20 protein-coding genes are annotated in these 23,014 nt (G+C 50.4%); 15 read left to right on the top strand and 5 right to left on the bottom strand.

Annotated elements, in window-relative coordinates:
- Window positions 1–41: 41 nt before the first annotated feature.
- The 14 genes from BD_RS01960 to BD_RS01895 all read left to right on the top strand — a co-directional run bounded on the left by BD_RS01960 (window position 42) and on the right by BD_RS01895 (window position 16,669).
- Entirely contained in the window at window positions 42–1,085 is a 1,044-nt protein-coding gene (locus BD_RS01960) for an outer membrane beta-barrel protein (protein WP_011163013.1), read from the top strand.
- Window positions 1,086–1,340: 255 nt separating this feature from the next.
- Window positions 1,341–3,917 carry a ribonuclease R gene (rnr, locus tag BD_RS01955; protein WP_011163012.1) on the top strand — a complete coding sequence of 859 codons (2,577 nt, stop codon included), beginning with the start codon at window positions 1,341–1,343 and terminating at the stop codon, window positions 3,915–3,917.
- Window positions 3,865–5,466, top strand: a complete 1,602-nt coding sequence (locus BD_RS01950; RefSeq protein ID WP_231839251.1) for an ABC1 kinase family protein — start codon at window positions 3,865–3,867, stop codon at window positions 5,464–5,466. Before rnr ends, BD_RS01950 begins: the two co-directional genes overlap by 53 nt.
- A 12-nt stretch (window positions 5,467–5,478) precedes the next feature.
- Window positions 5,479–6,249 carry a LysR family transcriptional regulator gene (locus BD_RS01945; protein WP_011163010.1) on the top strand — a complete coding sequence of 257 codons (771 nt, stop codon included), beginning with the start codon at window positions 5,479–5,481 and terminating at the stop codon, window positions 6,247–6,249.
- Window positions 6,250–6,407: 158 nt separating this feature from the next.
- Entirely contained in the window at window positions 6,408–7,088 is a 681-nt protein-coding gene (locus BD_RS01940) for a MotA/TolQ/ExbB proton channel family protein (RefSeq protein ID WP_038450741.1), read from the top strand.
- The gene (locus BD_RS01935; protein ID WP_011163008.1) at window positions 7,085–7,534 is read left to right on the top strand and encodes an ExbD/TolR family protein; all 450 of its coding nucleotides are present in this window, start codon (window positions 7,085–7,087) and stop codon (window positions 7,532–7,534) included. Before BD_RS01940 ends, BD_RS01935 begins: the two co-directional genes overlap by 4 nt.
- Before the next feature lie 5 nt (window positions 7,535–7,539).
- Window positions 7,540–8,037, top strand: coding sequence for an ExbD/TolR family protein (locus BD_RS01930; RefSeq protein WP_011163007.1), 498 nt, complete (start codon window positions 7,540–7,542; stop codon window positions 8,035–8,037).
- Entirely contained in the window at window positions 8,034–10,997 is a 2,964-nt protein-coding gene (locus BD_RS01925; protein ID WP_011163006.1) for a tetratricopeptide repeat protein, read from the top strand. Before BD_RS01930 ends, BD_RS01925 begins: the two co-directional genes overlap by 4 nt.
- Window positions 10,994–11,275, top strand: a complete 282-nt coding sequence (locus BD_RS01920) for a hypothetical protein (protein ID WP_038450733.1) — start codon at window positions 10,994–10,996, stop codon at window positions 11,273–11,275. The genes BD_RS01925 and BD_RS01920 overlap by 4 nt, the downstream gene beginning before the upstream one ends.
- Before the next feature lie 9 nt (window positions 11,276–11,284).
- The gene (locus BD_RS01915) at window positions 11,285–12,511 is read left to right on the top strand and encodes a TonB family protein (protein WP_011163005.1); all 1,227 of its coding nucleotides are present in this window, start codon (window positions 11,285–11,287) and stop codon (window positions 12,509–12,511) included.
- Window positions 12,512–12,523: 12 nt separating this feature from the next.
- Window positions 12,524–13,594 carry a hypothetical protein gene (locus tag BD_RS01910; RefSeq protein WP_011163004.1) on the top strand — a complete coding sequence of 357 codons (1,071 nt, stop codon included), beginning with the start codon at window positions 12,524–12,526 and terminating at the stop codon, window positions 13,592–13,594.
- Window positions 13,595–13,596: 2 nt separating this feature from the next.
- Window positions 13,597–14,337 (top strand): outer membrane beta-barrel domain-containing protein, encoded by a 741-nt coding sequence (locus BD_RS01905; RefSeq protein WP_011163003.1) that lies wholly within the window; start codon window positions 13,597–13,599, stop codon window positions 14,335–14,337.
- A complete protein-coding gene (locus tag BD_RS01900; protein ID WP_011163002.1) occupies window positions 14,334–15,401 on the top strand; it encodes a tetratricopeptide repeat protein in 1,068 nt (355 codons plus the stop codon). The genes BD_RS01905 and BD_RS01900 overlap by 4 nt, the downstream gene beginning before the upstream one ends.
- Window positions 15,398–16,669, top strand: coding sequence for a hypothetical protein (locus BD_RS01895; protein WP_011163001.1), 1,272 nt, complete (start codon window positions 15,398–15,400; stop codon window positions 16,667–16,669). Before BD_RS01900 ends, BD_RS01895 begins: the two co-directional genes overlap by 4 nt.
- On the opposite strand, the gene BD_RS01890 is transcribed toward BD_RS01895, so the two are convergent.
- The 3 genes from BD_RS01890 to BD_RS01880 all read right to left on the bottom strand — a co-directional run bounded on the left by BD_RS01890 (window position 16,644) and on the right by BD_RS01880 (window position 20,106).
- Complete coding sequence (locus BD_RS01890) at window positions 16,644–17,795, bottom strand: hypothetical protein (protein ID WP_231839250.1); 1,152 nt, start codon at window positions 17,793–17,795, stop codon at window positions 16,644–16,646. The genes BD_RS01895 and BD_RS01890 overlap by 26 nt on opposite strands.
- A gap of 174 nt (window positions 17,796–17,969) precedes the next feature.
- A complete protein-coding gene (locus tag BD_RS01885; RefSeq protein ID WP_011162999.1) occupies window positions 17,970–18,803 on the bottom strand; it encodes a flagellin N-terminal helical domain-containing protein in 834 nt (277 codons plus the stop codon).
- A 454-nt stretch (window positions 18,804–19,257) separates the two neighbouring features.
- Complete coding sequence (locus BD_RS01880; protein ID WP_011162997.1) at window positions 19,258–20,106, bottom strand: flagellin N-terminal helical domain-containing protein; 849 nt, start codon at window positions 20,104–20,106, stop codon at window positions 19,258–19,260.
- Between the two features lie 395 nt (window positions 20,107–20,501).
- On the opposite strand from BD_RS01880, the gene BD_RS01875 reads away from it, so the two are divergent.
- Complete coding sequence (locus tag BD_RS01875; protein WP_011162996.1) at window positions 20,502–21,818, top strand: HD domain-containing protein; 1,317 nt, start codon at window positions 20,502–20,504, stop codon at window positions 21,816–21,818.
- A 25-nt stretch (window positions 21,819–21,843) separates the two neighbouring features.
- Here the strand turns inward: BD_RS01875 and BD_RS01870 are convergent, their stop codons facing one another.
- A complete protein-coding gene (locus tag BD_RS01870) occupies window positions 21,844–22,179 on the bottom strand; it encodes a hypothetical protein (protein ID WP_231839249.1) in 336 nt (111 codons plus the stop codon).
- Between the two features lie 51 nt (window positions 22,180–22,230).
- Window positions 22,231–22,983: an SDR family oxidoreductase gene (locus BD_RS01865; RefSeq protein ID WP_011162994.1), complete on the bottom strand. Its 753-nt coding sequence runs from the start codon at window positions 22,981–22,983 to the stop codon at window positions 22,231–22,233.
- Window positions 22,984–23,014: the final 31 nt, after the last annotated feature.

The raw sequence follows: 23,014 nt of genomic DNA, 5'->3' as shown, positions 1-23,014 counted from the left end.
CAAACCTAACCAAATTTTGAACTTATATATAAGGAGTTCATGTGAAAATCCCAATGCTACTTTCCACTTTGCTGGTGCTTGGCAGTTTCAACGCACACGCCGCAGAAATCTCTGGCCTGACAGTGACCGGAGAGGTCGCTTTCGATTACAGCTTCCTATCCACTAAAGACACAGCCATGCAAAATACAGATGGCGTTACAAATGAGGCGTACCGCCTGCGCAACGCACAGGTGCTGATCAGTAAGGAAACCGAACAGGTGTATTTCGTGACCCGCCTGAACTATGCGCCGACGGCTTATCAATCTTCACTTACAGACAATAAAACAGCGAACTTTGGTATGCTGGACCAGGCAGAAATCTTCTACAAAGCCATGCCCAATCTTTATATTGGTTTCGGTCGCTTCCTGACCACCATGGGATATGAATCATTGATGAAGTATGAAAACGCTTTCTACAGCACAACGATCGCTTACCAAAGCATCGTGCCTGGCTACGGTGAAGGTCTGCGTGCAAAGTACGTTGCCGGCGACTGGCTGACAGCCACTTTGTCCACTTATAACCAAGCCGCCTACGGCGCCTTCGGTGAAGACTATGCTCCAACCAAAACAACAGAACTGTCTGCAACAGGAAAGGGCGCAGGTCTGACCTGGTTTGCGGGTTACTATCTGGGCACCGATGATCCTGCAGGCGTAAAGACTGAAAGATCCTCTTCCAGTGTGTGGGCCTCTTATCAGATCACTGAAAACTTCCTGGCAGCCTTGATCTATGATTCATTGACGACGAAACCAGATGGCGACCGTTTGCACTGGTCTGACGCCACAACGGTTCTACTGACTTATGGTCTAGGTCGCAACAACCTGGGTCTGCGCTATGAAATGGTCCGTGGCGCCAATGAGATCGGCTACGGAGCGGCTGACACTGTGAACTCTATCAGTGTGTCAGACAAATTCGTCCTGAATGACAACTTCAATCTGTATGTGGAGTACCGTCAGGACATGTCCAACGAAGATGCCTTCGTGGATGGTGATGGCGCCGCCACCGACAAGGCCAGCGTTGTGACCCTGGGCGCACTGGCGCACTTCTAGTATCCGCACTTTTCGACGGGGACTTCAGCTCCCCGTCTTAATCTAAGCTACCGAAAGCACTCACAATAGTCCGCAGTTGCATTTTCCCGGCAATTCCGCTATCTTAAAGCCACATCTCTTAGAAAAGATTCCTCTGAGAATCTTGATCCAATCTCTAAGTTCCATTCACTGTTCGATCACAAGTCAGCAAAAAAGATTCTACTTTAAGCCTGCGCAACTTGTGCTAATCTCAAATAAAAGGAAATACAGCCTGTAATGCAAAAGAAAAAAATCCTCACTGGCACCATCAAAAGACATCCCGACGGATTTGGATTTTTCATCCCTGACGACAAAGAACACCCCGACGTCTATATCCCCCGCCACTCCATGGAAGGCATCATGACCAATGATAAGGTCGCCGTGGAAGTCACCCCCGAAAAAGGGGGCGAAAGATTCCGTGGCGAACTTGATCATGTTCTAAGTCGTGGAACCAAAACCGTCGTCGGTCGCTTCTTCAAAATGAACGAACGCACCGGTCTTATCCGCGACGAAGGCAAAGGCTGGGGTCAGGATCTGAAAATCAAGATCGAAGACTCCATGCAAGCCAAGGACAAGGAACTGGTTGCTGCCGAGATCACCAGCTATCCCGACGACGGCAAACCGTTCACCGGCAAAGTCATCGAAATCATCGGTGACGCCATGGATCCCCTGACTGACCTGAAACGTGTGATTCGCGCCAATCATATCCCTCTGGAGTTTTCAAAAGCCACCTTGGAAGAGGCCGAACACTTCAGCGAAGTCCCTGATGAAAAAGACTTCAAAGGCCGCCGCGATCTGCGCGACAAAGCCCTGATCACCATTGACGGCGCCACTGCCAAAGACTTTGACGATGCCGTCTATGTGGAAACCCTGAATGAGGGCTTCCTGCTTTATGTGGCCATCGCCGATGTCAGCCACTACGTCAAAATCGGCACCGCCATCGACAAAGACGCCTATGAACGCGGAACCTCGGTGTACATGCCGAACTTTGTGGTGCCGATGCTGCCTGAAGTTCTGAGTAACGGCCTTTGCTCCCTGAATCCACACGTGCCACGCCTGTGCCTGGTGGCTGAGATGCTGTTTGATTTCACCGGTGAGCTGGTCAAATCCGACTTCTATGAAGCCGTGATGGAAAGCAAAGCGCGCGTCACCTATGGTGAAGCCCAGGAAATCATTGACGGGAACGAAGTTGAAAAACACAAACACGTCAAAGACCACATCCTGCGTCTTTCCGACCTTGCGAAGATCCTTATGGCGAAACGCTTCAAAGAAGGATCTCTGGATCTGGAAATCCCCGAAACCGAACTGGTTATCGACGGCGCCGGAGTTCCTGTGGACATTCAGCGCTCTGAGCGCCTGTTTGCCCACCGCCTGATTGAGGAAATGATGCTGGCGGCGAACGTCGCCGTAGCCAAGTTCCTGTCCAGCCGCGAAATTCCAGCCTTGTACCGCATTCACGAACCGCCGAATGAAATGGCGATTCGTACTTTGGAAAAATACCTGGCAAATTTCGGTGGTAAAACCAAACTGGGCAGCGGCAAACTGCAAAAGCGCCTGACCAAGGCGCTGGAAGAATTTGAAGGTCGCCCGGAAGCCCAGATCCTGAATATCCTGACGTTGCGATCCATGAGTCAGGCGAAATACAACATGAATAACGTCGGCCATTTTGGTTTGGGTTTTGAGTTTTACACTCACTTCACATCCCCGATCCGCCGTTATCCTGATCTGATCGTGCATCGCCTGCTTAAGACTCAAGTGATGCCCAATTCCCGCTATCGCCTGATGAGCGAAGATGATCTGGCCACAGCTGGAACCATTCTTTCCGCCGCAGAACAACGCTCCACCAAGGCGGAACGCCAGGTTCAGTCCATCAAAAAAGCCCGCTTCATGCAGAAATTCATTGGCCAGGAATTCGATGGAATGATCAGTTCAGTGGCGAAATTCGGCGTGTTTGTGCTGCTTCGTGAATACGACATTGACGGTCTGGTACGCCTGGATGATCTGGGTGGGGACCGCTTTGAATTTGACGAAGAAAACCTGCGCCTGGTGGCGAAACGTTCCGGTTTTGCCTATTCCATCGGGGACAGCATCCGAATTCAAGTCGTGGCTGCCGATCCGGAGCAGGGGCAGATCAACTTTGCTCTGGCAGGCCTTGAAAAAGAAGAACACGACGACGCCAGAACCCCGGCAGAAAGATCCGCATCCGCGGTTCTAAAACGTCTGCATGGTGATAAGCGACCTAAAGATCACATCAGTCACGGCAAGAAAAAACATCAGGACCGTGAGTTTGAACGCGGCGAAAAGCGTGCTGACAAAAAAGCTGGCAACAAGGACTTCGGCAAAAAGAAAGAGTTCGGGAAAAAGAACTTCCGCGAGGAAGGCCCGGATCGTTTCAAGCAGAAGCCTGGAAAGTCCAAGTTCTTTGGCGACGTTCGCAAAGATGCCCCGGAAGGCAGCTCAGAGAAGCTGCGCAAGGTGGAAAAGCAGTACAATCTGAAGCCACGCCAGCTGGACAACGAGGAAAAGCGGGGTCCAGACAAGTCCCTGCTCGAAATGATCCTTGGTCCAGAGAGATACCGTGAGCAAGTCAACGGAGACGCTGCAGACAAACCAAAGCTCAGTAAAAAATTGATGTTTGCCGAACAGTCTAAACTCCGGGATAATGACGACAATTCGGAGAAGAATAGTGACAGCCTTAAACACCGGACGCCAGATCGGAAAGACTCTAAAAAACGCGGCAAGACTGAGAACGATCGTGGGGGTGTTCGCAAAGCACGGGTTTCACCAGGTCGCGGAAAAGGTAAAGCTCGGTAAATTCATCATCCAGCGTTTGAACGCGAGCTCTGACGTCGAACAACTTTCGACGCCAGAGCGGATGAGAATGAGCTTTGAGGAACTGGGTCCCACGTTCGTAAAACTGGGACAACTGCTTGCCACCCGTCCGGATCTGGTTCCGGATGAATATGTCACTGAATTTGAAAAGCTGCATGACCGTGTGCAGCCCCTGTCCTTCGAAACGGTTGAAACCGTTCTGCGCGAGGAGTTCGGGAACTCCCTTTACCAAAAATTTGAATCCATTGAACAAGAACCCCTGGGCTCTGCCAGCATTGCCCAGGTTCACCGCGCGCGCCTCAGTACCGGCGAAAGCGTCGTCATCAAGGTTCAGCGGCCGGGAATCATTCAGACCATCAATGATGACCTGAATGTGCTTTATCTGCTGGCTGAACTGCTGGTCACTTATATCCCCGAAACCCGCACCTATAATCCCGTGGGCATCGTGGATGAGTACTTCCGCACCCTGGAACTTGAAACAAACTTTGTTGTTGAAGCCAACAATATCCGCCGCTTCCAGGAAAACTTCTCAGAAGATGAGAATGTCAAAATCCCCAAAGTCTATCTGGATCTGACGACAGAAAGGGTTCTGGTTATGGAAGCCCTGCCGGGCGTTCCGCTGAGCCAGGAAGCTTCTTTACAGCAACCGGGCATCGATCCCGAGGAGGTCATTCGCAGGGGGCTCAAAGCCTATCTGAAGATGGTCTTTCAAGACGGTCTTTTTCACGGGGACCTGCATGCCGGAAACTTCTTTGTCCTTCCTGAAAACAGAATCGGTTTGATTGATTTTGGTGTTGTGGGACGCCTGAACACACGCACGCAAGCCTCGATTGCCAATATGCTTTTGGCGCTGTCACGTGAAGACTATGAACGCCTGGCCTATGAATACGTCGATCTGGCGCCGTTCACGGACCGGGTGAATATTGATATTTTCGCCAAGGACCTGCGCGAACTGATTGCACCGTATTTTGGGCTGACACTGAAAAATGTGAACCTGGGAAAAGTGCTGATGCGCTCTTCCGGTATCGCCGCCCGCCACCATATTCAGGTGCCGACGGATCTGATGCTGTTCTTTAAATCGATTGTTTCCATCGAAGGCATGGGCCGCAAGATCCACAAGGACTTTGATTTTCTGCAGTACTCTTTGGAGTTTGCCGGCGATCTGGCCAAGACTCACTTCGGGCCTGAAAGAATCCTGAACGACATGTCGCAAATGGCGCGGGAATCAAAAACCTTCCTGAACGCCCTGCCTCGCCAGCTGAACTTCTTCCTGCGCAAGGTGAATAGTCCGGACCATGCTTTTAAATTGAATGTCACGGAAATCAAGGAACTGAAACGCTCGGTGGAAAGCTCTTCCAATTTGCTTTTCCTGGGTGTGATTATCGCCGCTTTGATTATGAGCGCGTCTTTCGTATACGTTCACGAAACGGTCAGCCACATTGCCGGAATGCCGACGATCAGCTTTATCGGCTATATCATCGCAGGCTTCCTGGGCATGTTTGCGTTTCTCAATTACATTAGAAAACCCTGATACGGAGATAAGATGCAACAGTTGTACTATGAACTCAGTGTCCTGGCCAAAGCAGTCAACTTTAAGAATCTTTCTGCTGCCGCCCTGCACGTGGGACTGAGCCAGCCCCAGCTTTCCCGTATCATCGCCAAGATCGAGGACGAACTGAAAATCGTCCTGCTGGATCGCTCGGCGAAAAGAAAGTCCGGATGGACCGCCGTGGCCTTCCAGCTTTCCGAAATCTTTGAAAAATCCATCCGTCGTCTTGAAACCGAACTTCAGGGTATCAGCAACAACCAGATGGTGGGTGAACTGCACATCGGCACCCTGGAAGGGCTTTCCGATTTTGCCCTGAACACGTCCCGTCTTTGTTTTGAAGAGGTCGGCGTTAAAAAGATCACCCTGGATATCTTTGACCTGAATGAACTGGAAGCCAATTTCCTGTCCGGAAATCTGGATCTGATCTTCACCTCCAAACAACCGGGCCGCCAGAAATTCAAATATCTGATGGAGCTGGGCTTCCAGAAACTGGAGCACATTGAATCCTCTAAGAAGTTCAATGTTCTTTCCACATTCGAATACGGTCGCGCCAACAAGAAGGAACTGGAACACTTCCCTCACGTTTTTGTATCCAACTCTCTGTCCATCCGTCGCTCCTGGTTTGATAAACATGGCGGCACCGGACATCTTCCCACCGAAGCCAAACGCGGTCGCGCCAAAGACTCCGAACCCGTGATGATGATCGGCTCCGAACTGCTCAATCCCATGCTCTGGGAAAACATCATTTCCGCGATCGAGGAATAGTCCCCGCCCCCCCCCACTGTAACGGACCGGTGACGCCATAAAACGTCACCACTGTTGAAATTATTCACACAGGGTGCTGTGGGGGCCTCGTATTGAGACACTGGGCTCTGGCACCCCCCTTGCTCCTAAGGCTTCCGGATTCTTTTAACGGAGGACTTATGGAATTCCTATTGTCACTTGGTCGCGCTTTCACTTCTTCTGACGCTTTCTGGATGTGGGCTATTTTGGCTGCTCAGGTAGTGTCCGTGGCGATTATCGCCGAACGTTCTATCGCTCTTTTTGTGAACCGCAAGGTGAACCAAAAAGATCTTTCCAAAACTATCGCTGAAGACATTAAAAGCGGTAACTTGGACAAGGCTCTGCGCAGATCCCTGCAAATGAGCGCCAAAGAGCCATTGGGAGTTGTTGCTTCCGCTGGTATCCAGGCGGCTATTGATATGGGCGGCAAAGAGGAAATCCAGTTAAAGATGGACGAAGTCCTGCTTGAAGAAAACTCCCGCATTGAAAAACGCATCGGCTTCCTGGCGATGTTTGCCAACGTGGCCACTCTGGTGGGTCTGTTGGGTACTATCACCGGTCTGATTCATTCTTTCGCCGGTATTGCCAATGCCAACCCGGTTGAAAAAGCGGCGATTCTTTCCAATGGTATTTCTTTGGCGATGAATACAACCGCTTACGGACTGATTGTCGCCGTGCCTGCTCTGATCATGTATGCAGTTTTGCAGAATCGTGCGACCAAACTGTCAGAAGATCTTAATAAAGCGTCTTTGAATTTGTTCATCCAACTGGGCTTCCACTACGCTCCGGTTTCTGACAAGAAAGAAAGAACTCTTGTATGAGCAGCAATAAAGAGTTGAACTTCGAAATCAACATCCTGCCCATTCTGGACATCCTGTCAGTCATGATTTGCTTCTTGCTTCTGACTGCGGTGTGGATCCAGATCGGGACACTGGATACCAAGCAGGCTATTGGAGACAACTCCACAGCCGGCGCCAAGAATCCCCCTTCACTTTGGGTGACGATGGCTGCTGACGGTGGCGTTCAGCTCTCTTTGCGTGATCTTCCCCAGGCCAAGGTTCTTGAGTCCCGCATTACCAAATCCACCAAGGGTGTGAACTGGGAAGCGCTGGAAGGAAAGCTGAAGGCTCTGCGAGATCAGTATCCGGATCTTAAAACAAGTGTTGTGCGCCCGGAAGCGAACACGTCCTACGGTGATGTGATTCGCGTGATGGACCGCCTGAAACAAAGTGCCTTTGAAGGCGTGGGCTTGTCCCCGCTGGGGTAGGAACTATGAGAAAATCATTATTGGAAAATGCGGCATCCCCTAAACGTTCACCAATGACTGAGTCGCTGACTTTGAGCAGTGGTGGCAAAAAGAAAGGCTTGTTCCGTCGTGAGCTGGCTCTGGCTTTGCCACTAACGTCCTTAATCGATGCGTTTTCGATCATCGTGATCTATCTGTTGATCGGGACTCAAAACAGCGGGATGGAAACACAGATTCCAAATAAAATGACTCTGCCTTCGGCCAATCACAGCCAGGGTGTGGAAAAGATCACCCCGATTCTGCGCATCGAAAAAGGGAGCTACTTCCTTGATGACAAGCGTGTGGCCGCCAACGACCTGACAAACAAGTTGGCGGAACTGAAAAAGAACACCGAGGAAAAAGAACTTGAGCTGATGGTTCAAGCAGACACGGAAATGAGATACGCCGACCTGGATCCTCTGCTAAAAGCCGGATCCCTGGCCGGTATCGAAAAACTAAAATTCGCTGTGGTGCCGGGCAAATGAAAAATCTAAGACGAATCACTCTGATCAGTATCGTAGTCCTTGGTGCTCTGAATGGTCGTCTTGCCCTTGCTGACAAGATGAACGCCGGAACGCAGGACCTGGTTATCCAGAAAATGGAGCGGGTCCTATCTGCCATTGGCAAAGAAGATCCATCCTGGGTTCCGACCCAGCAGCGCCTGGCCGATTTGCTGGCTGAACGTGCGCGTGACCGCTTCATGCTGGAAGTCGAAGCCAATTGTGACGGCTGCAAAGGATCGAAAGCCGACCGTCAGAAGGCCATTGGTATCTATGAGGAACTGCTTCGTCAGGTCAGCCTGAACGAACATGGTCCTATCCTGTTCCAACTGGCTCATTTGTACGAAATGGCCGGCCAGAACGACAACGCGATTCGTCTGTTTGAACAAATCATCAAGGAAGCCAAAGCCAAGAAAATCAATCCGGCGATTGTTTCCCGGTCCCACGCCTCTTTGGGCGACCTGTTGTTCCAAAAGAACAAATTCAAAGATGCCCGTTATCACTATGTGATCGCTCTTAAAGACGACAAACTGGAAAACCGCGCCCTGGTGACTTACAACATGGCTTGGTGTGATTTCAACGAGGACAAACTTTCCTCTGCAATCACAATCCTGGAAACGCTTCTTAAAAACAAACACCTGATCACCCGCGACACGGAAGAAGGCTCCAAATACGACCCGGTTTTCCATGCCGATATCATGCGTGATCTGGCGACTTTCTATTCCCGCAAAGACATCAACGACAAAGAAATTGCCCAGTTTGAATCCCTGGCTCCAGCACAGAACCGCAAAGAGTTGCTGTATCACTTTGCCAGTGAAGCGGACCGTCTGGGACAAAAGCAGGCCGCCCATAAAATCCTGAACCGCTATCTTGAACAGCCGGATCTGACCAAGTCAGAGCGCCTGTCAGCGTTTGTGCGCATGGCACAAGTGAACTATGACCGTGGTCAGACCACGCAGTCGACGCAGGACTTTGCCAAAGCGGCGGCAGCCTTCAAAAACACTGATTGTGATGATGAATCCAAGTGTGAAGAGCTGCAGAAAACAATGAAGCGTTATGTAACAGAGCTTCACCGTCTGAAAAAGCTGAATCCGGACCAGGATCTGCTGAACGCTTACGTTATCTATAACAAGACTTTCCCGACAGACATCGAGATGGCGAACCGCGGTTCCCAGATCGCAATGGATATGAAGAAGTATCCACTGGCAATCCAGATCTATCGCAGCATCAGCGAAAGCCGCAAGTTCTCTGCCAAAGAACGCGAAGAGGCTTTGAACAATGAAGTTTCCGCAGCGGAAAAGTCCCAAGACCTGAATTTGCGCCGTGAAGCCTATGTTCACTATTTGAAATATTCCGACAACGATGCAAAATCCTTCGAAGTTCGTTACCAGCTGGCTTATCTGAGCTATCAGCAAAAGCAACTGAAAGAGGCCGCGGTCGCCTTCAACGACCTGGCCGAAGACAAAAAAGGTTCTGCTGATCTTCGCAAGAAAGCCGCGGACCTTTCTTTGGATGCGGCCGCTCAACTAAAGGACGAAGAGTCACTGCAAAAATGGGCTTGGGACTATGCGAAGCTTTTCCCTGCGCACCGTGCAGAGTTTGAAACTCTGGCACGCAAAGCTCTTATGAATGAGGTCGCGGCGGTGGCCAACAATCCAAAATCGTCTTCTTCAGACATGAAAAAAGCCCTGAAGAAGGTGATGAGCACTGACGTGGCGACAGCAAAACCTGCTGAAAAAGTTCTGTTCTACACCAACGCCAGCGTTCTGGCTCAGAAGACCGGCGAAGATGGAATCTATGTTCAGTCCATCCTGGCTTTGATTGCCATGAACGAAGTTTCTGATTCCAGAAAAGATGAACTGCGCGAACAGCTGGCAGCTCACTACGAAAAACATCTGGATTTCAAAAATGCTTACCGCATGGCTTCTCAGGTGCGCAGCTCGAAAGTGTCAGAAAAAGACCGCGAGTTCCGTCTGGGCACATTGGCGGATCTGGCTGAAATGAATCCAGAAAAACACTATAAGGCAGCATTGAAGGCCGGCCTTAAAGGTGAGCGTTCTTTGATCATGAGATCCCGTCTGGTTCTGCTTTCATCCAACCCGGTGAAAGAGCTGAAAGCTCAGGCGCCAGAGTTGAAACAAAAACCGGATCTGCTGAATGAAACTGCTTTGCTGGTTTACGCCCGCACCATGGACAAATCCGGTTTGAAATCCGTATTTGAAATGAAAGAACTTCGTCGCAAGTCCGCGGCGCAGTTCTTCCAAAAACAGGACTTCTACAACAAGGTGGCTAACTTCCATCCGAAGATTGCCTCCCACCAGTTGAATGGCAAGAACGATCGCACTGTTCAGAAATCCATTCAAGAGCGCATGAGCCTGACAGCAAAAGCAGATGGCTTGCTGAAGGAATCTTTGGCACTGAAAGACATCACGGCTCAGCTGATTGTGTTGAACATCGTGGCGTCTGAAAATGAACGTCTGGTGAAAGACCTGGCTTCTTTGCCGATGCCAAAAGGTTTGAGCCCGGCAGAACAGCGTCAGTATGTGGACCTGCTGAAGGGCCGTTCCAAGCCGTACCTGCTGAAAGCCCGCACGGCAAAGCAGAAGATGGATGAACTGTGGGCACAGTCCCCGGCTTTGGGTCAACTGGCTGCTGAATACAAAATGGCGCGTCCTGAAATCCAGAAGCTGCTTCTGCGTGAAATGCAGATTCTGGAAGAGCTTCCAGGCCGTGGCCGTATGAAGTCCGCCGTATCGGATGCTTTGGATTCGTCATCCTTCTCCAGCCGTGACCTGGTTTCTGCACGTAAATCCGTGTCTGAAAACCCGTCCAATGTGCGTGACCTGGAAAACCTGAAATACCTAGAGACAAAAATGGGCCACCCCCTGATGCCGTCCTACCTGGAAGCCCGTTTAAATCAAATTCAGAAAGGAAAGAGCCTATGAAATCCCTGATTGTTGTGGCCCCCCTTTTGCTTAGTCTACTAGCGGTACCTTCCCTGGCGTCTCAAAAAGCAACAGGGACGAATAAGGTGAAAAAAGAGCAAAGCCACAGGCCCAAACTCGGCACCTCGTTCAAATTTGATGGCAGTGCGCTGAGAGGTAAGTACCAGAGCTCACTGAATACGAAAGCCACCGTAGAGAACGACAAGCTTCTTGAAGATCTCCTGGGTGGCCGAAACCGGTTCGATGACAAAATCGACCAAGACGAGAAAAGAAACTAGGACGTAAATATGAGTACTGCAAAGTTGTTAATTCTCGAAAACAGGTTAGGACAAAAAGTCCGCACCTTTGCTGTGGACTCCGAATCTCTGAACATCGTTTACCTGAAAAACAGCCGTCGCATTGAGGCTGTTTCCAACCTGCAGGCCCTTGATTCCAACGACATTGAATACCGTCTATTGCAGACCGTGGATCTTACCCAGATGGGTGACCAGGGTGTGGCACTGGAAGGCCTGGGGCGTCTGCGCTTGGCGGATGCTTCTGCTCAAAACAGCCCGACTTATCAGCTGGCGGATGAAAAGGACGATGAACAACTTAAGGTCATGCTCAAAAAGACCTCGCTGGCTCATCTGGCCGCGGTGCTGAGCCTGATGATGGGCGCCTGGATCTGGGCGTCCTACTTCACTAAAACTGAAGAACCCATGCTGGTGACCATCGAACTTCCTCAGGAAAAACCTGTTCAGAAAGCGGAACCACGCCAGCACGTTCAGGTGTCCCAAAAGAAGATCAAACAAACCAACAAAGTCTATCGCCCGAAAGCTCAGGCGAAACTGAAAACAAAACCTTACAAGGTGAACACGGCCAAGGCCAAAGATGTTTCGCGATTTGGTGCACTGGCTGCTTTGGGTGGCACACCGAAAGGCTCCCGTGGCTACGAGGGTCTGGATAACAACTCTATGAAAGCCATTCGTTCTGCCGGTGTTGGCAGCGGTGGTGGTGGAGTTGGTTCTGCCGGTCGCGGTGGTATCAAAGGTTATATGCCAGGCAACGGTCTGATTGCTGGATCTGCGGGCGAAGGCAGCGGTAAAGCTCAAAGCGCTGGCGGCTATGGCACTCGTGGCACCGGCGGTGGTCGTGCGGGCTACGGCAAAATCTCTCTGGTCGGTGGCACTTCCGCGGTGAGCCTGCCTCTGGATGAAGAAGCCAGTGTTGAAGGCGGTTTGGATCGCGATCAGATCATCGCCGTCATCAACAAAAACAGAGGTCAAATCGTTTATTGCTATGAAAAAGGTCTGCAAGCCCAGCCATCCATCGGTGGACGTGTGGCGGTGGACTTTGTGATCGGTCCTGCAGGTCGCATCACCACAGCCAAAGTGGCGCAATCCTCTTTGGGCTCCCGCATGGTGGAAAACTGCATGCTTCAACGCATGAAAACATGGCAGTTCCCCCGTCCGGTTGGAAACGTAAATGTAGACGTTCTTTATCCATTCGAACTCATGCGCGTAAGCAGTCGCTAAGCGAGGTAGAATATGAACTTTCTTAAAACCACTCTTCTAGCTGTCCCTGTCACTTTGGTGCTGTCTGGTTGCGGTGACTGGAATAAAAACCCGGTTCCGGAATCAAAGACTTCCACAGGTGAGGCTTTCGATCTGGATACTTTGAGAAAGCACTCCAAGGACGTGATCACTCACGGCCAGGACAAACCCCGTGAAATCACCAACACCGTAATCGTTGAAAAACCAGTTGTGGTCGTGAAGGAAGAATCCACCATCGACCAAAAATTCATCGTCATCACTCCTGATGCGCAGATGACTTTCAACGAAGGCCAAGAAGGTGTGTTTAAAGTTTATGCCCGCGTTCTGGTGCCGGGTGTGCAAATCTCCCTGACGGCAAAAAACCTTCCGGAAGGCGCGACTTTGACAGCTTCTCAGGCTGAAAAAGATCTTTACCTTTTGAAATGGAATCCGGCTCTTTACACGGTTTCTTCCAATGAAAACATGAAAACCTTCAACGTGAAGCTGGTGGCTGAAATCACTTCTGTTTCCAGCCAGCAGAACGCAGACAAACTCAAAGGCCTGGTTCGTGAGCGTGAAGTGAATTTGTTCCTGTTCAAAAACCAGGAAGCTCCTTCTGAACTGAAAGTGGACGGTTTGGCTGCCGAAGTGGCGCAGGGTCAGGAGATTCCATTCTCTGTAACTGTGAAAGTTCCGGGCATCGATGGTCGTTCTGCGCAAAAACCGCGTCTGGTCATCAGCTATGACGGTGTTAGCTACACCACAGGCAATGACTTCCTGGAATTGGATGGTTCCCGTCACGTTGTTGCTGATAAAAACAAAAAAGACCCAGAGTACCTGGGTGACTCCAAATGGAAATTCTCCTTGGTGTTCGACACCAAGAATATCTCTGTTCAACCGCAACTGGCAAAAGACGGGTCCTTCATGGTCAACGCCAACGGCCTGCGTGTTCGTCTGAGCTTTAAAGCTTACAGCCCGAACAGCCTTTCCACCCCAGAGACTTTGTCCAAGCTTAAAATCCGCTTTGCTTCCCAGGAGCCAACAACTCCTCCAGCGGCGGGTCAAGCTACTACAGGAGCACAATAGTCATGAAAACACTTAAACTGCTTTCCCTGTCTGTAATCGCTGCAACATTTATGGCCTCCCCGGCAATGGCTCAAGGCAAAGCGTCCGCTAAAAAAGCGACACTGGCTGACGACATTGATTCTTTGGGCGGCAACAAAGAGCTGGCAGAGATGGCTCAAAACATCAAATCCCAGACTCGCACTCGTATCGTGCAGGACCGTATCGTTGAGCGCAGAAACCGTGTTGAGTTCGGTTTGGCTTATGGCTCCACTTTCGGTGGTGACTCTTACGTTAAAACTCAGTCCCTGAGCCTTGCGATGGACTATCACATCACTCCACGCTGGTCTTTGGGTGTTCGTTACATGGATTTCGGCAACAACCTGACTGACGAAGGCAAACGCGTGTTTGAACAAGCCCGCAAGAACTACGAAGCCGGTGGCCGCGCTTACGCTGTGGATATCGACTATCCCGAAAACGCCGCTTTGGCCGTGGTGAACTGGTATCCAATCTATGGCAAAACCAGCTTCCTTGATATGGGTGTGACTCAATTTGACCTTTACCTGCTGGCAGGTGGCGGTCAGATGACTCTTTCCAGCGGCACAACGGCTTTGATGACGGCGGGTGCCGGTGTGGGCGCCTGGATTACTAAAAATATTTCTGCTCGTGCCGAGATGAGATACCAGACTTACAAAGATCAACCAGTGACTGGCTCCAGAACTCTGGACACTGTGACGGGTTCTTTGGGACTTGGATGGATTTTATGATTTCCGGCAATTTGTTCCTGAAAAACATTTTGATGATGGCTTTGGTCAGCACTGCTTCTGTGGCAGGTGCGGCCGACAAGCTGTCCATCAAGGACTGGGGCAAATCTTTTGAGACGGCCCTGGATTCCAAAAACTCTGGCGACGCTCTGAAGCTGTTGGATTTTAAGATTCTTGAAAAAGACGCTCTGCCAAAGTGTGTGGACTGTTCCAGCAAGGACGCGATGAAAAAAGCGCGCGTTCTTTTTGCCAAAGGCAACTTTGACGAATCCCTGAAGCTTTACAATCAGGTGCCTAAAGGCAGTGATTATTGGTTCCAGGCTATCGAGGAAAAAGGCTGGGCTTACTTCCGCCAAAATGACTCTGAAAAAGCCCTGGCGCAAACCAAAACTCTGGTCAGCCCGCAGTTTGGTGAAGTCGTGAACTCGGAAGCCTACTTCCTGCGTTCCCTGACTCAGTTGCGCATTTGTGATTACAAAGGCGTCTTTGAAACTCACGAGATCTTCAAAGAAAGACAAAAAGCCCGTATTTTGGAAGTTCAAAACCTTTCCAAGACCGGCATGAATGCGGCCTTTGCTAAAGCTTTGACCAAGGTGACAAGCTTCCCGGTTAAAGCTTCCGACGTGGCAGAATCCCTGCTGGATCTTCCGGTTCTTTACTATAAAGACACCGAGCTTCAGGGTCAGATGCTGCGCTTTAAGGTCGCTGAAAAAGCTCTGGAGGTTCTGCAAAACCGCGGCACTCACCCGACTTTGCAGTCCCAGGTCAGCAAAATTCAGCAGGACAGTCTGGATAAGATGAAGTCCCGCCTGAAAAAACTGGCTCAGGAAGAAACCGATGCGAACTTCCGCATCGTTCAGAAGTTGAATCTGATTGAAGTTGAAGCCATTCAAAGAATCCACACCGACATGAAACTGGCTCAGGAGCTTTACTCCAAGGGCGATTTCAAAAAGACCGGCGAAGATCAGCTGGTATTCATGGACGACGGTCGTCCGTGGATTGACGAACTTGATAAGTACGACGTGGCGGCCAAAACCTGCCCGCAGAACATCAGGAGGAAAATGTGAAACAGATCATCGCTCTTTGCATTTACACATCTGCTTTGATGCTGGTTACGGGCTGCAGTCCTGAATCCCCGGGCCTCATGGTCCAGCAGGATCCTATTCCTGAAACACCGGTTGAGATCCCGCAGTATGAAATGCCGGCTCAGCAGGAATTCAAGTGGATCACGGAAGACGGCGGACAGTCCCAGCTGGATTTCAATCCGCAAGTGGACATTTTATTTGTGACGGACAACTCTGAATCCATGAAGTCCGCCCAGGAAAATCTGGTGCGCAATCTGGATCGTTTCACCAACGGGATCAACAAAAACGCCATGATCGACTATCAGATCGGTGTGATCTCCACATGGGACAGTTCCGAGCGTTTCTCTGCAACCAAAAAAGACAAATACGGCATCGGCGAACTTCGCCATATCAAAGACGGCAAGTCCCAGAACTACAACAAGCGCTTCGTGACCAAAAAAGAAAAGCACCTTCTGGCTTCCACGCTGGATCTGGGTGTGGCCCCGTACGCTCAAGGTGGCCCCGAGGATGAAGAATTCTTTGCTCCTTTGACAGCGGCTTTGGAAAAGTCCGGCCGTGGCGGTGTCAATGAAGGTTTCTTCCGTGAAGACGCCCAACTGGTTGTGGTGTTCCTGACGGATGCGGACGAATTCAAACAGTCCCGCATCACTGCAGAACAAATGGCCCGCACTCTGCTGGATTTCAAAAAAGGCAAAGCCAACAAACTGGCGGTCTATGGTGCTTTGGTGAAGGCTTCAGATTCAGATCAGTACAAAGACTGGGCTTTGCGTATTCACCCTAAGTACAACGAACAGTGCTTTGATATGACTCAGAAGACGCCTAAGAACAACGGCACTTGCACTGGCTTTGGCCCTGAGAAGCTGGAAGAGCTGATTGTTCGCGCCAACGAGGACAAAGGTGCTCCGGACGCGATCAAATCCAAATACATCGTGGGTATCGTGAACAAAAACTTCGGTGAGGATCTGGCCCGCATCGGTTCTGACATCACCAAAAAGACTCTGGCTAAAGAGATCTTCCTGACTCAGCGTCCACGTGCGACGGCTGACGGTTCTTTGCAAATCCGCGTTCGTTACGGAACTCCGGAACAACTGAACGCCGGTCGCGGTCAGGTGATCCCAAACAAAGCTAACGGTGGCTGGACTTACGATCCGGAGAACAACTCTGTGTTGCTTCCGGGTGATATCGAGTACAAGTACCAGGACAAGGCCCGCTTCGCAGTCGACCTTATTCCTCTGACTTTGGCGCAGTAATTCTGTTGATGAAGTCCGCCACTTCGGCGGACTCATTGATCACGCGCTGGCTGATCGCCACGTTCTTCCCGAAATAACCCAACGCACGAATCTGCTGGGTATTCCAAATCTCTACACTCGTGTTTTTCAGATTATACTTAGGATTGCCGTAAATTTCCTGGCTCCACAGCTTTTCAACCTGCAGTTCCGGGCGTTTGTTCAGCACCCAGTGAATCGCTGGCTGGGCCACATGACAGCTGACGCAGTCCATGTTTTCCGGATTGAAGAACTTGGGATTCTCGATACGGAATGCGGCGCGAACTTCCTCGCGGATGGTGTCTTCAGTGCCTTCACCCATACGGATGGATTCCGCCGCCAGATTATTGAAGGTGTCATCCCCTTTTGGAATCGGAGAAATCCCGCCACCGCTGAAGTGATCTGCCGGTACCGCCATGTTGATAAAGGACTGGGACAGACGGTTCAGACGAGGAATCGGCAAAAGTTCCAATTTACCACCGCGCGGTTCAAAACCGGCAAAAGCCCACATGTCCCCATTGCCCCGCAAAACCATCGCTGTCACCCGGCTGAAGTTCTCGATCCCGGCATACTTCAAAATGATCTTTTGAAACTCCGCCAGAGCCGGAGAAGCATCTTTTTCCGTCGCCCACGCCGGATGAACCTGCAAAGGCAGGTACTTGGTATTCACAGAATATTTGGATTTCCAGGCGCTGATCTCTTTCAGAAGATTTGCAAACTCCCAGTCCTGCAGAACATAGAAGCTGTGCAAAGCTGCATCGACGGTTTCAACCTCATTGCGGCGGTTCAATTCAATCGGCTGCCACGCAAGACGGATCTGACGTTGACAGGATTGAGGGGTCGGAAGCGGGAAACACGGATCAATACGAACGGCCATCACACGAAGAGTGCTGTTCACTTCGGGACGAGTGCGATCAATGGCCAAAACCGGCAGCTGATTCACCATGGATACTGGCAGCAAAGCGCCCCCGCGGCCCGGACTTTCGAGTTTTAACAACGAATCCCCGTCCACGGATTGTGGCAAAGGCATCAGATAAGTGACATCGTTCAAGTCCCACGCCGCTTGAGCGTGCACAGCCATGCTGGTCAGAAGAATCATTAGCAGTTTCATAGGATTGGTTGTTCCTTGGAGAGGCTTTTGATTCAACAATATTCGCTCTGGCCGGGGTTGGAAATGGCTAAATGAAAACGCGTTGAAAATGCAAATGATCGCGGGCAGCGACGGGAACAAAAAAAAGCGGCCTCCCGAGGGAAGCCGCTTTTTGGTTTTGGTTGTCATTCAGCCTTAGCCCAAAAGCTTCAAAGCCAATTGTTGTGACTGGTTCGCCTGACCCAGGACTGACACACCCGCCTGCAACAAGATGTTATTTCTTGTCATCTCGGATGTTTCTGCCGCCACGTCAGTGTCTCTGATTCGGGAATTCGCGGCTGACAAGTTTTCATCAGCGATCAACAAGTTATTCGATGTTGATTGCAGACGATTTTGTAGCGCACCGAAGTTCGCGCGAATCGCGTTCACCGATGTCAGGGCCTGATCGATGGTCCCCAGGCTCAATTGAGCGCTTTCCTTGGTCCCCACATTCTCTGCCGTCAATCCCAGGGCATCGATGGAGGCGTTGGCCGCGCCAGCGTTGAAGCTGATACGGTCACGGAAAGCGTCGTTGTTTACGCCGACCTGGATGTCAATCATCCCACCAGTACCGTTAAGCAGTTCGTAACCGTTGAAAACCGTGGATTCAGTAATACGCTGGATCTCGGATTTCAGCTGTTGATACTCAACGTCCAAAAACTTTCTTTCTGTTTCACCAATTGTGTCAGAGGAAGCCTGTACACCCAATTCTCTCAAACGAATGAGCATATTGGATACTTCATTCAAGCTGCCTTCCGCGACCTGCACAAGGGAAATACCGTCGTTGGCATTTCGGTTGGCCTGTCTTAAACCTCTGATTTGTCCTTTGAGGTTTTCGCTGATCGCAAGACCTGCAGCATCATCAGCAGCTTGATTGATTCTCATTCCAGAAGCCAATCTTGCCATTGATCTGTTTGCGTTGATGTTAGTCATGTACAGATTTTTTTGTGCATTCAACGCTGCCACATTGGTACCGATTCTTAATCCCATTCTATCCTCCGTGCTTCATATTTCTTCCTCCGTGAAAGTGTGCCATCCATTGGCATAAGGCGCGATCCGTGCACCTGTAAAATTAATATTCGGAACTTGCGATACAGTTCCCTGCTTACTTTTCGGAAAAATAATACAACTGCTCGAGTCCAGTTTTTGTCTTTTCTTTTCTATTTTTTGCTGAGGAAAAACTTTTTGAAAATTCGGTCGCTGCGACAGAAAAATGCAGCTTTGAAAAATGGCGGACAAAGTCACCCGTGATGGGTCTTCGTCAGAAGAAACGTGTACTCCACTCCCCGCCAGTCAGAGGCTGACTGAAAAAATGAGGCCGCCGTGAAAGACGGCCTCGTCGCAGGAAACAGATCAAATTGTCAGCTCGTTTTACAGAGCTCGGGTCGTTACACTTGAGGGTGATCTTGATCAGTCAAGATCGGGAACCTAGGTCACTCCAGGATTAACCCTGGAATGACTTGTTCAAGAGTCCAAGTGCTACGTTAGCTTGGGAATTCGCTTGTGCTAGGACGGAAGTACCGGCTTGCAACAAGATGTTGTTCTTGGTCATTTCAGATGTCTCTTCAGCTACATCCACATCTCTGATACGAGAGTTTGCGGCTGACATGTTCTCTACAGACACTTGAATGTTTGAAACTGTAGATTGAAGACGATTCTGAATCGCACCGAAGTCTGCGCGCATCGCGGAGACACTCACGATCGCCTGGTCAATCGCCGCCAAAGCGTTCTGTGCAGAAGCTTTGTCAGAAACTGAGGTCAGGTTCACACCCAAAGCGGCAGAGTTTGCATCGGCTTTGGAAGCGTCGAAAGAGATACGGTCGATTTCAGGATTATTTCTGGTACCAACTTGGAAGTCCAGGATGGAACCTACACCCGCCAGCAACTGAGTTCCGTTGAACTCTGTACCTTCGGAGATACGGTCGATCTCGGAAACCAGCTGATCGTATTCCACGTTCAGGAACTGTCTTTCTACAGGACCGATAGTATCGGAAGCTGCTTGTACGGACAATTCTCTCAGACGGATCAAGATCGAAGAGATCTCGTTCATGGAACCCTCGGCCACCTGGACCAGAGAGATACCGTCTTGAGCGTTTCGGGATGCTTGTTTTAGACCGCGAATCTGAGCTTTCAAATTCTCAGAGATCGCTAGGCCGGCGGCATCATCACCAGCTCTGTTGATGCGGAAACCGGAAGCGAGCTTTTCCATGCTCTTATCCAGACCGATCTTCGTCCCCCAGAGAACTCTCTGAGCATTCAACGAAGCACTGTTCGTATTAATTCTGAGACCCATGTTTCCTCCTCCTTGAAGATTTGCTGAGTTTCGATCCTTGAAACTCAGTGCACCTGTTTGGTGCCCTTGGGTGGTTCATTTGCTTACCTTACTCATCGGAGTCCCCAGAAATTCCTAAAGTGATACGTCTCATTTTTTTACATTTCTGGACCGAGGGCTTGTATCAGGCACCCTCGCCCCACCACCCGAAATCAAAGCTAAATAGCTATTATCAATGAAGTTTTTTCAAACCACTTCGCCGCAGCCTGTAGAGGCAAAAACCCTGTATCTAGCCCTTGGTCCTGTATCAAACAGGCATATCTAGGCAAGTGCAAAGACCTCCTTTATCTATAGATGAAGCTGTTTGACAGTCCCCATGAATGACAGCTAATTGAGATTCACTGCTAGGAGACCCTATGGAAATTCGCGATCCCGTTCACGGCTCTATTTACTACTCTGAACAGGAAGTCGCCGTGCTTGATACGGCGGAATATCAGCGCCTGAGAGCGATCAAACAACTGGGTTATGCCGAGTTCAGCTTCCCGGGTGCGACTCACAACCGCTACATTCACTCTGTCGGTGTGGGCCATCTTGCCGGTGAAACATTCGATGCGATTTTCCGCGTTTATCCCTTCTCAAAACCCTCAGTCAAAACCCGCTTCCGTCAGGTGCTGCGCCTGGGGGCTTTGCTTCACGACGTGGGCCACGGGCCTTTAAGCCACACCACAGAGCAAGTGATGCCGCATTTGTCCGAGCTGAAGATTCAGCTATACAAAGAACAAGAACAATACGGCGAAGAGGCGCACACAGTGATGAATCACAATCGTCGCGCCAATCACGAAGACTATACAATTAAATACGTCACGGATTCTGCGATCTCCGAAACCCTGCGCACGAACTTCCCTGACATTCAGCCGATCCACGTGGCGTGCCTGATCGACAAGGCCCTGCACTGCCCGGATGATTTCTTTGTCGACAATGGCGTCGACTTCCGCCCGATCCTAAGCCAGCTGGTGTCCAGTGAGCTGGATGTGGACCGCATGGATTACCTTGAGCGTGACAGTTATTTCTGCGGCACAAACTACGGAAAAATCGATCTGTCCTGGTTGATTCAGAACATGACCTTCCACCGTCGTGAAAACAAAATGTATCTGGGCCTGAACCGCCGTGCGCTTTATTCTTTCGATGACTTCCTGATTTCACGTCACCACATGCACTTGATGGTTTATTGCCATCACAAGAGCATCATCTATGAGGAAATGCTGAACCGTTATCTGACTTCGCCGGATTGCACGTTCGTGCTGCCGGGGGATATTAACGAATACACCAAGTACAACGACTATCGCCTGCACGAGCATCTGTCCGGAGCCAACAACCCGTGGGCACAAAGAATCGCGCAAAGAAAACCGTTCAAGGTTCTGATTGAGCAGCACAACACGGCGGAATCGGAAAGCCCGGAAGCCATCAAAAAAGCTCTGGAAGCTGACGGTATTGAAGTGATCCGCACCAGTTCCAAGGCGCGTCTGTCGAAGTATCACACGGCTTCCCCGGAAGAGCGTGCACTGCAGATTTATGTGGTGGACCAGTATGACCGCTGGGCGCAGCCGTCCCCGATCAATCAAACGACAGAGATCTTCCAGCGCTACGAAGGTGCTCGTATCATCGACCGTATCTATGTAGCTCCGGAAAATCTAAGACAGGCTGAACTGATACTGAAAAGCCTGAAACTATAAGCGGCCCGCTGAAGGCCGCCTGCTTCTAGTTTCGGAAAGAAAAGAACATCTTTAGAAGGATGATGGTGACAAAGGCCAGACCCAAGAGCTTGGGGAAGGCCTTTTTCCATTTAGAGGGGAACTTGCGGATAAGTTTCACCACTTCAAAGGGCCCAACATCGGTGACCGGAAGATGGCCCAGCATTTCGGGAACCGACCCCATGTAAACCACATAGTCCACGCCGTTTCTTTCGCAGGCGAACAGATATGCCGGACCGCGCTTGTAAATGGCCTTCACTTCGGAAAGATCCAGCTCCAGAGGAGCCTTGTTCCAATAGTCCTTCAGGGTGTAGTGCGGGATGAAATCCCACCACTGAAACATCGGAGAATGAGGGGTGATTGTGATTTTACCGGTTGCCTGCATTTTAATAACCTAACTTAAAGAAATAACCTGACCATTCACCGCCGCACCAAACTGACTAACCAGATAGGTCACGGTGTTGGTGATTTTCTCGGGTTCCGTGATGCGCAAGTGTGGTTCTTTCACCTTCAGATTTTCAACCGCTTCTTTGATGGATTTGGCTTCCGGGTGCATCGCCAGAATGAATTCTTCAGTCAAACCCAGCTTCAGTACATTCACGGTAATGTTGTGTTCAGCCACCTGTTTGGACAGACTTTGTGCAAACGGCACCAGCGCCCCGCGGGAACCCGCCAGAATCGGATCCGGGTAAACTTCATTCAAAAGATAAAGAATACGGCCGCGCTTGCGGTTTTTAAGGAAGTTTAACACCGCATGGGTCAGCATCACCGAAGCTTTAAAGTTATGCTGGATTTCATCATCCAGATAATCAATGCTGTCGCCGATTTTATAACGATTGGGTTTATTGTAGGCTTGAGCATCAATGAACAGATCGACACTGCCAAAAGCGTGAGCCGCCGAGCCCACCGCATCCTTGATGTCTTCCGCAGTTTTCATCGGGGACTTGATCCCCAACGCACGACCGAACTTAGGGTTGATTTCACGGGCATCATTGATCTGATTGCAAAAACGCTGACTGGCGCTGTTATCAAAATCCAGCAGGACGCAGTCAGAACCCATTTGGGTCAAACCCATCACCAGACTTTGAACGGTTGAAGTAAAAGGTCCAACAATGAGCGCCGTTCGTTCTCTCAAATTAAATTCCATGAGTCCCTGTTCCAGAGGCCGCAGTCCTTGG

The sequence above is a fragment of the Bdellovibrio bacteriovorus HD100 genome, assembly GCF_000196175.1.
GTDB lineage: Bacteria > Bdellovibrionota > Bdellovibrionia > Bdellovibrionales > Bdellovibrionaceae > Bdellovibrio > Bdellovibrio bacteriovorus.
Note: the sequence above shows the minus strand (reverse complement) of the source record. Positions and strands in the feature narration are given on the sequence as shown.

What these genes read in the sequence shown, in the direction of transcription:
- rnr (WP_011163012.1), top strand. Translation starts at nt 1,341, where the DNA reads ATGCAAAAGAAAAAAATCCTCACTGGCACCATCAAAAGACATCCCGAC.
- BD_RS01945 (WP_011163010.1), top strand. Translation starts at nt 5,479, where the DNA reads ATGCAACAGTTGTACTATGAACTCAGTGTCCTGGCCAAAGCAGTCAAC.
- BD_RS01940 (WP_038450741.1), top strand. Translation starts at nt 6,408, where the DNA reads ATGGAATTCCTATTGTCACTTGGTCGCGCTTTCACTTCTTCTGACGCT.
- BD_RS01935 (WP_011163008.1), top strand. Translation starts at nt 7,085, where the DNA reads ATGAGCAGCAATAAAGAGTTGAACTTCGAAATCAACATCCTGCCCATT.
- BD_RS01930 (WP_011163007.1), top strand. Translation starts at nt 7,540, where the DNA reads ATGAGAAAATCATTATTGGAAAATGCGGCATCCCCTAAACGTTCACCA.
- BD_RS01925 (WP_011163006.1), top strand. Translation starts at nt 8,034, where the DNA reads ATGAAAAATCTAAGACGAATCACTCTGATCAGTATCGTAGTCCTTGGT.
- BD_RS01920 (WP_038450733.1), top strand. Translation starts at nt 10,994, where the DNA reads ATGAAATCCCTGATTGTTGTGGCCCCCCTTTTGCTTAGTCTACTAGCG.
- BD_RS01915 (WP_011163005.1), top strand. Translation starts at nt 11,285, where the DNA reads ATGAGTACTGCAAAGTTGTTAATTCTCGAAAACAGGTTAGGACAAAAA.
- BD_RS01910 (WP_011163004.1), top strand. Translation starts at nt 12,524, where the DNA reads ATGAACTTTCTTAAAACCACTCTTCTAGCTGTCCCTGTCACTTTGGTG.
- BD_RS01905 (WP_011163003.1), top strand. Translation starts at nt 13,597, where the DNA reads ATGAAAACACTTAAACTGCTTTCCCTGTCTGTAATCGCTGCAACATTT.
- BD_RS01900 (WP_011163002.1), top strand. Translation starts at nt 14,334, where the DNA reads ATGATTTCCGGCAATTTGTTCCTGAAAAACATTTTGATGATGGCTTTG.
- BD_RS01890 (WP_231839250.1), bottom strand. Translation starts at nt 17,795, where the DNA reads ATGAAACTGCTAATGATTCTTCTGACCAGCATGGCTGTGCACGCTCAA.
- BD_RS01885 (WP_011162999.1), bottom strand. Translation starts at nt 18,803, where the DNA reads ATGGGATTAAGAATCGGTACCAATGTGGCAGCGTTGAATGCACAAAAA.
- BD_RS01880 (WP_011162997.1), bottom strand. Translation starts at nt 20,106, where the DNA reads ATGGGTCTCAGAATTAATACGAACAGTGCTTCGTTGAATGCTCAGAGA.
- BD_RS01875 (WP_011162996.1), top strand. Translation starts at nt 20,502, where the DNA reads ATGGAAATTCGCGATCCCGTTCACGGCTCTATTTACTACTCTGAACAG.
- BD_RS01870 (WP_231839249.1), bottom strand. Translation starts at nt 22,179, where the DNA reads ATGTTTCAGTGGTGGGATTTCATCCCGCACTACACCCTGAAGGACTAT.
- BD_RS01865 (WP_011162994.1), bottom strand. Translation starts at nt 22,983, where the DNA reads ATGGAATTTAATTTGAGAGAACGAACGGCGCTCATTGTTGGACCTTTT.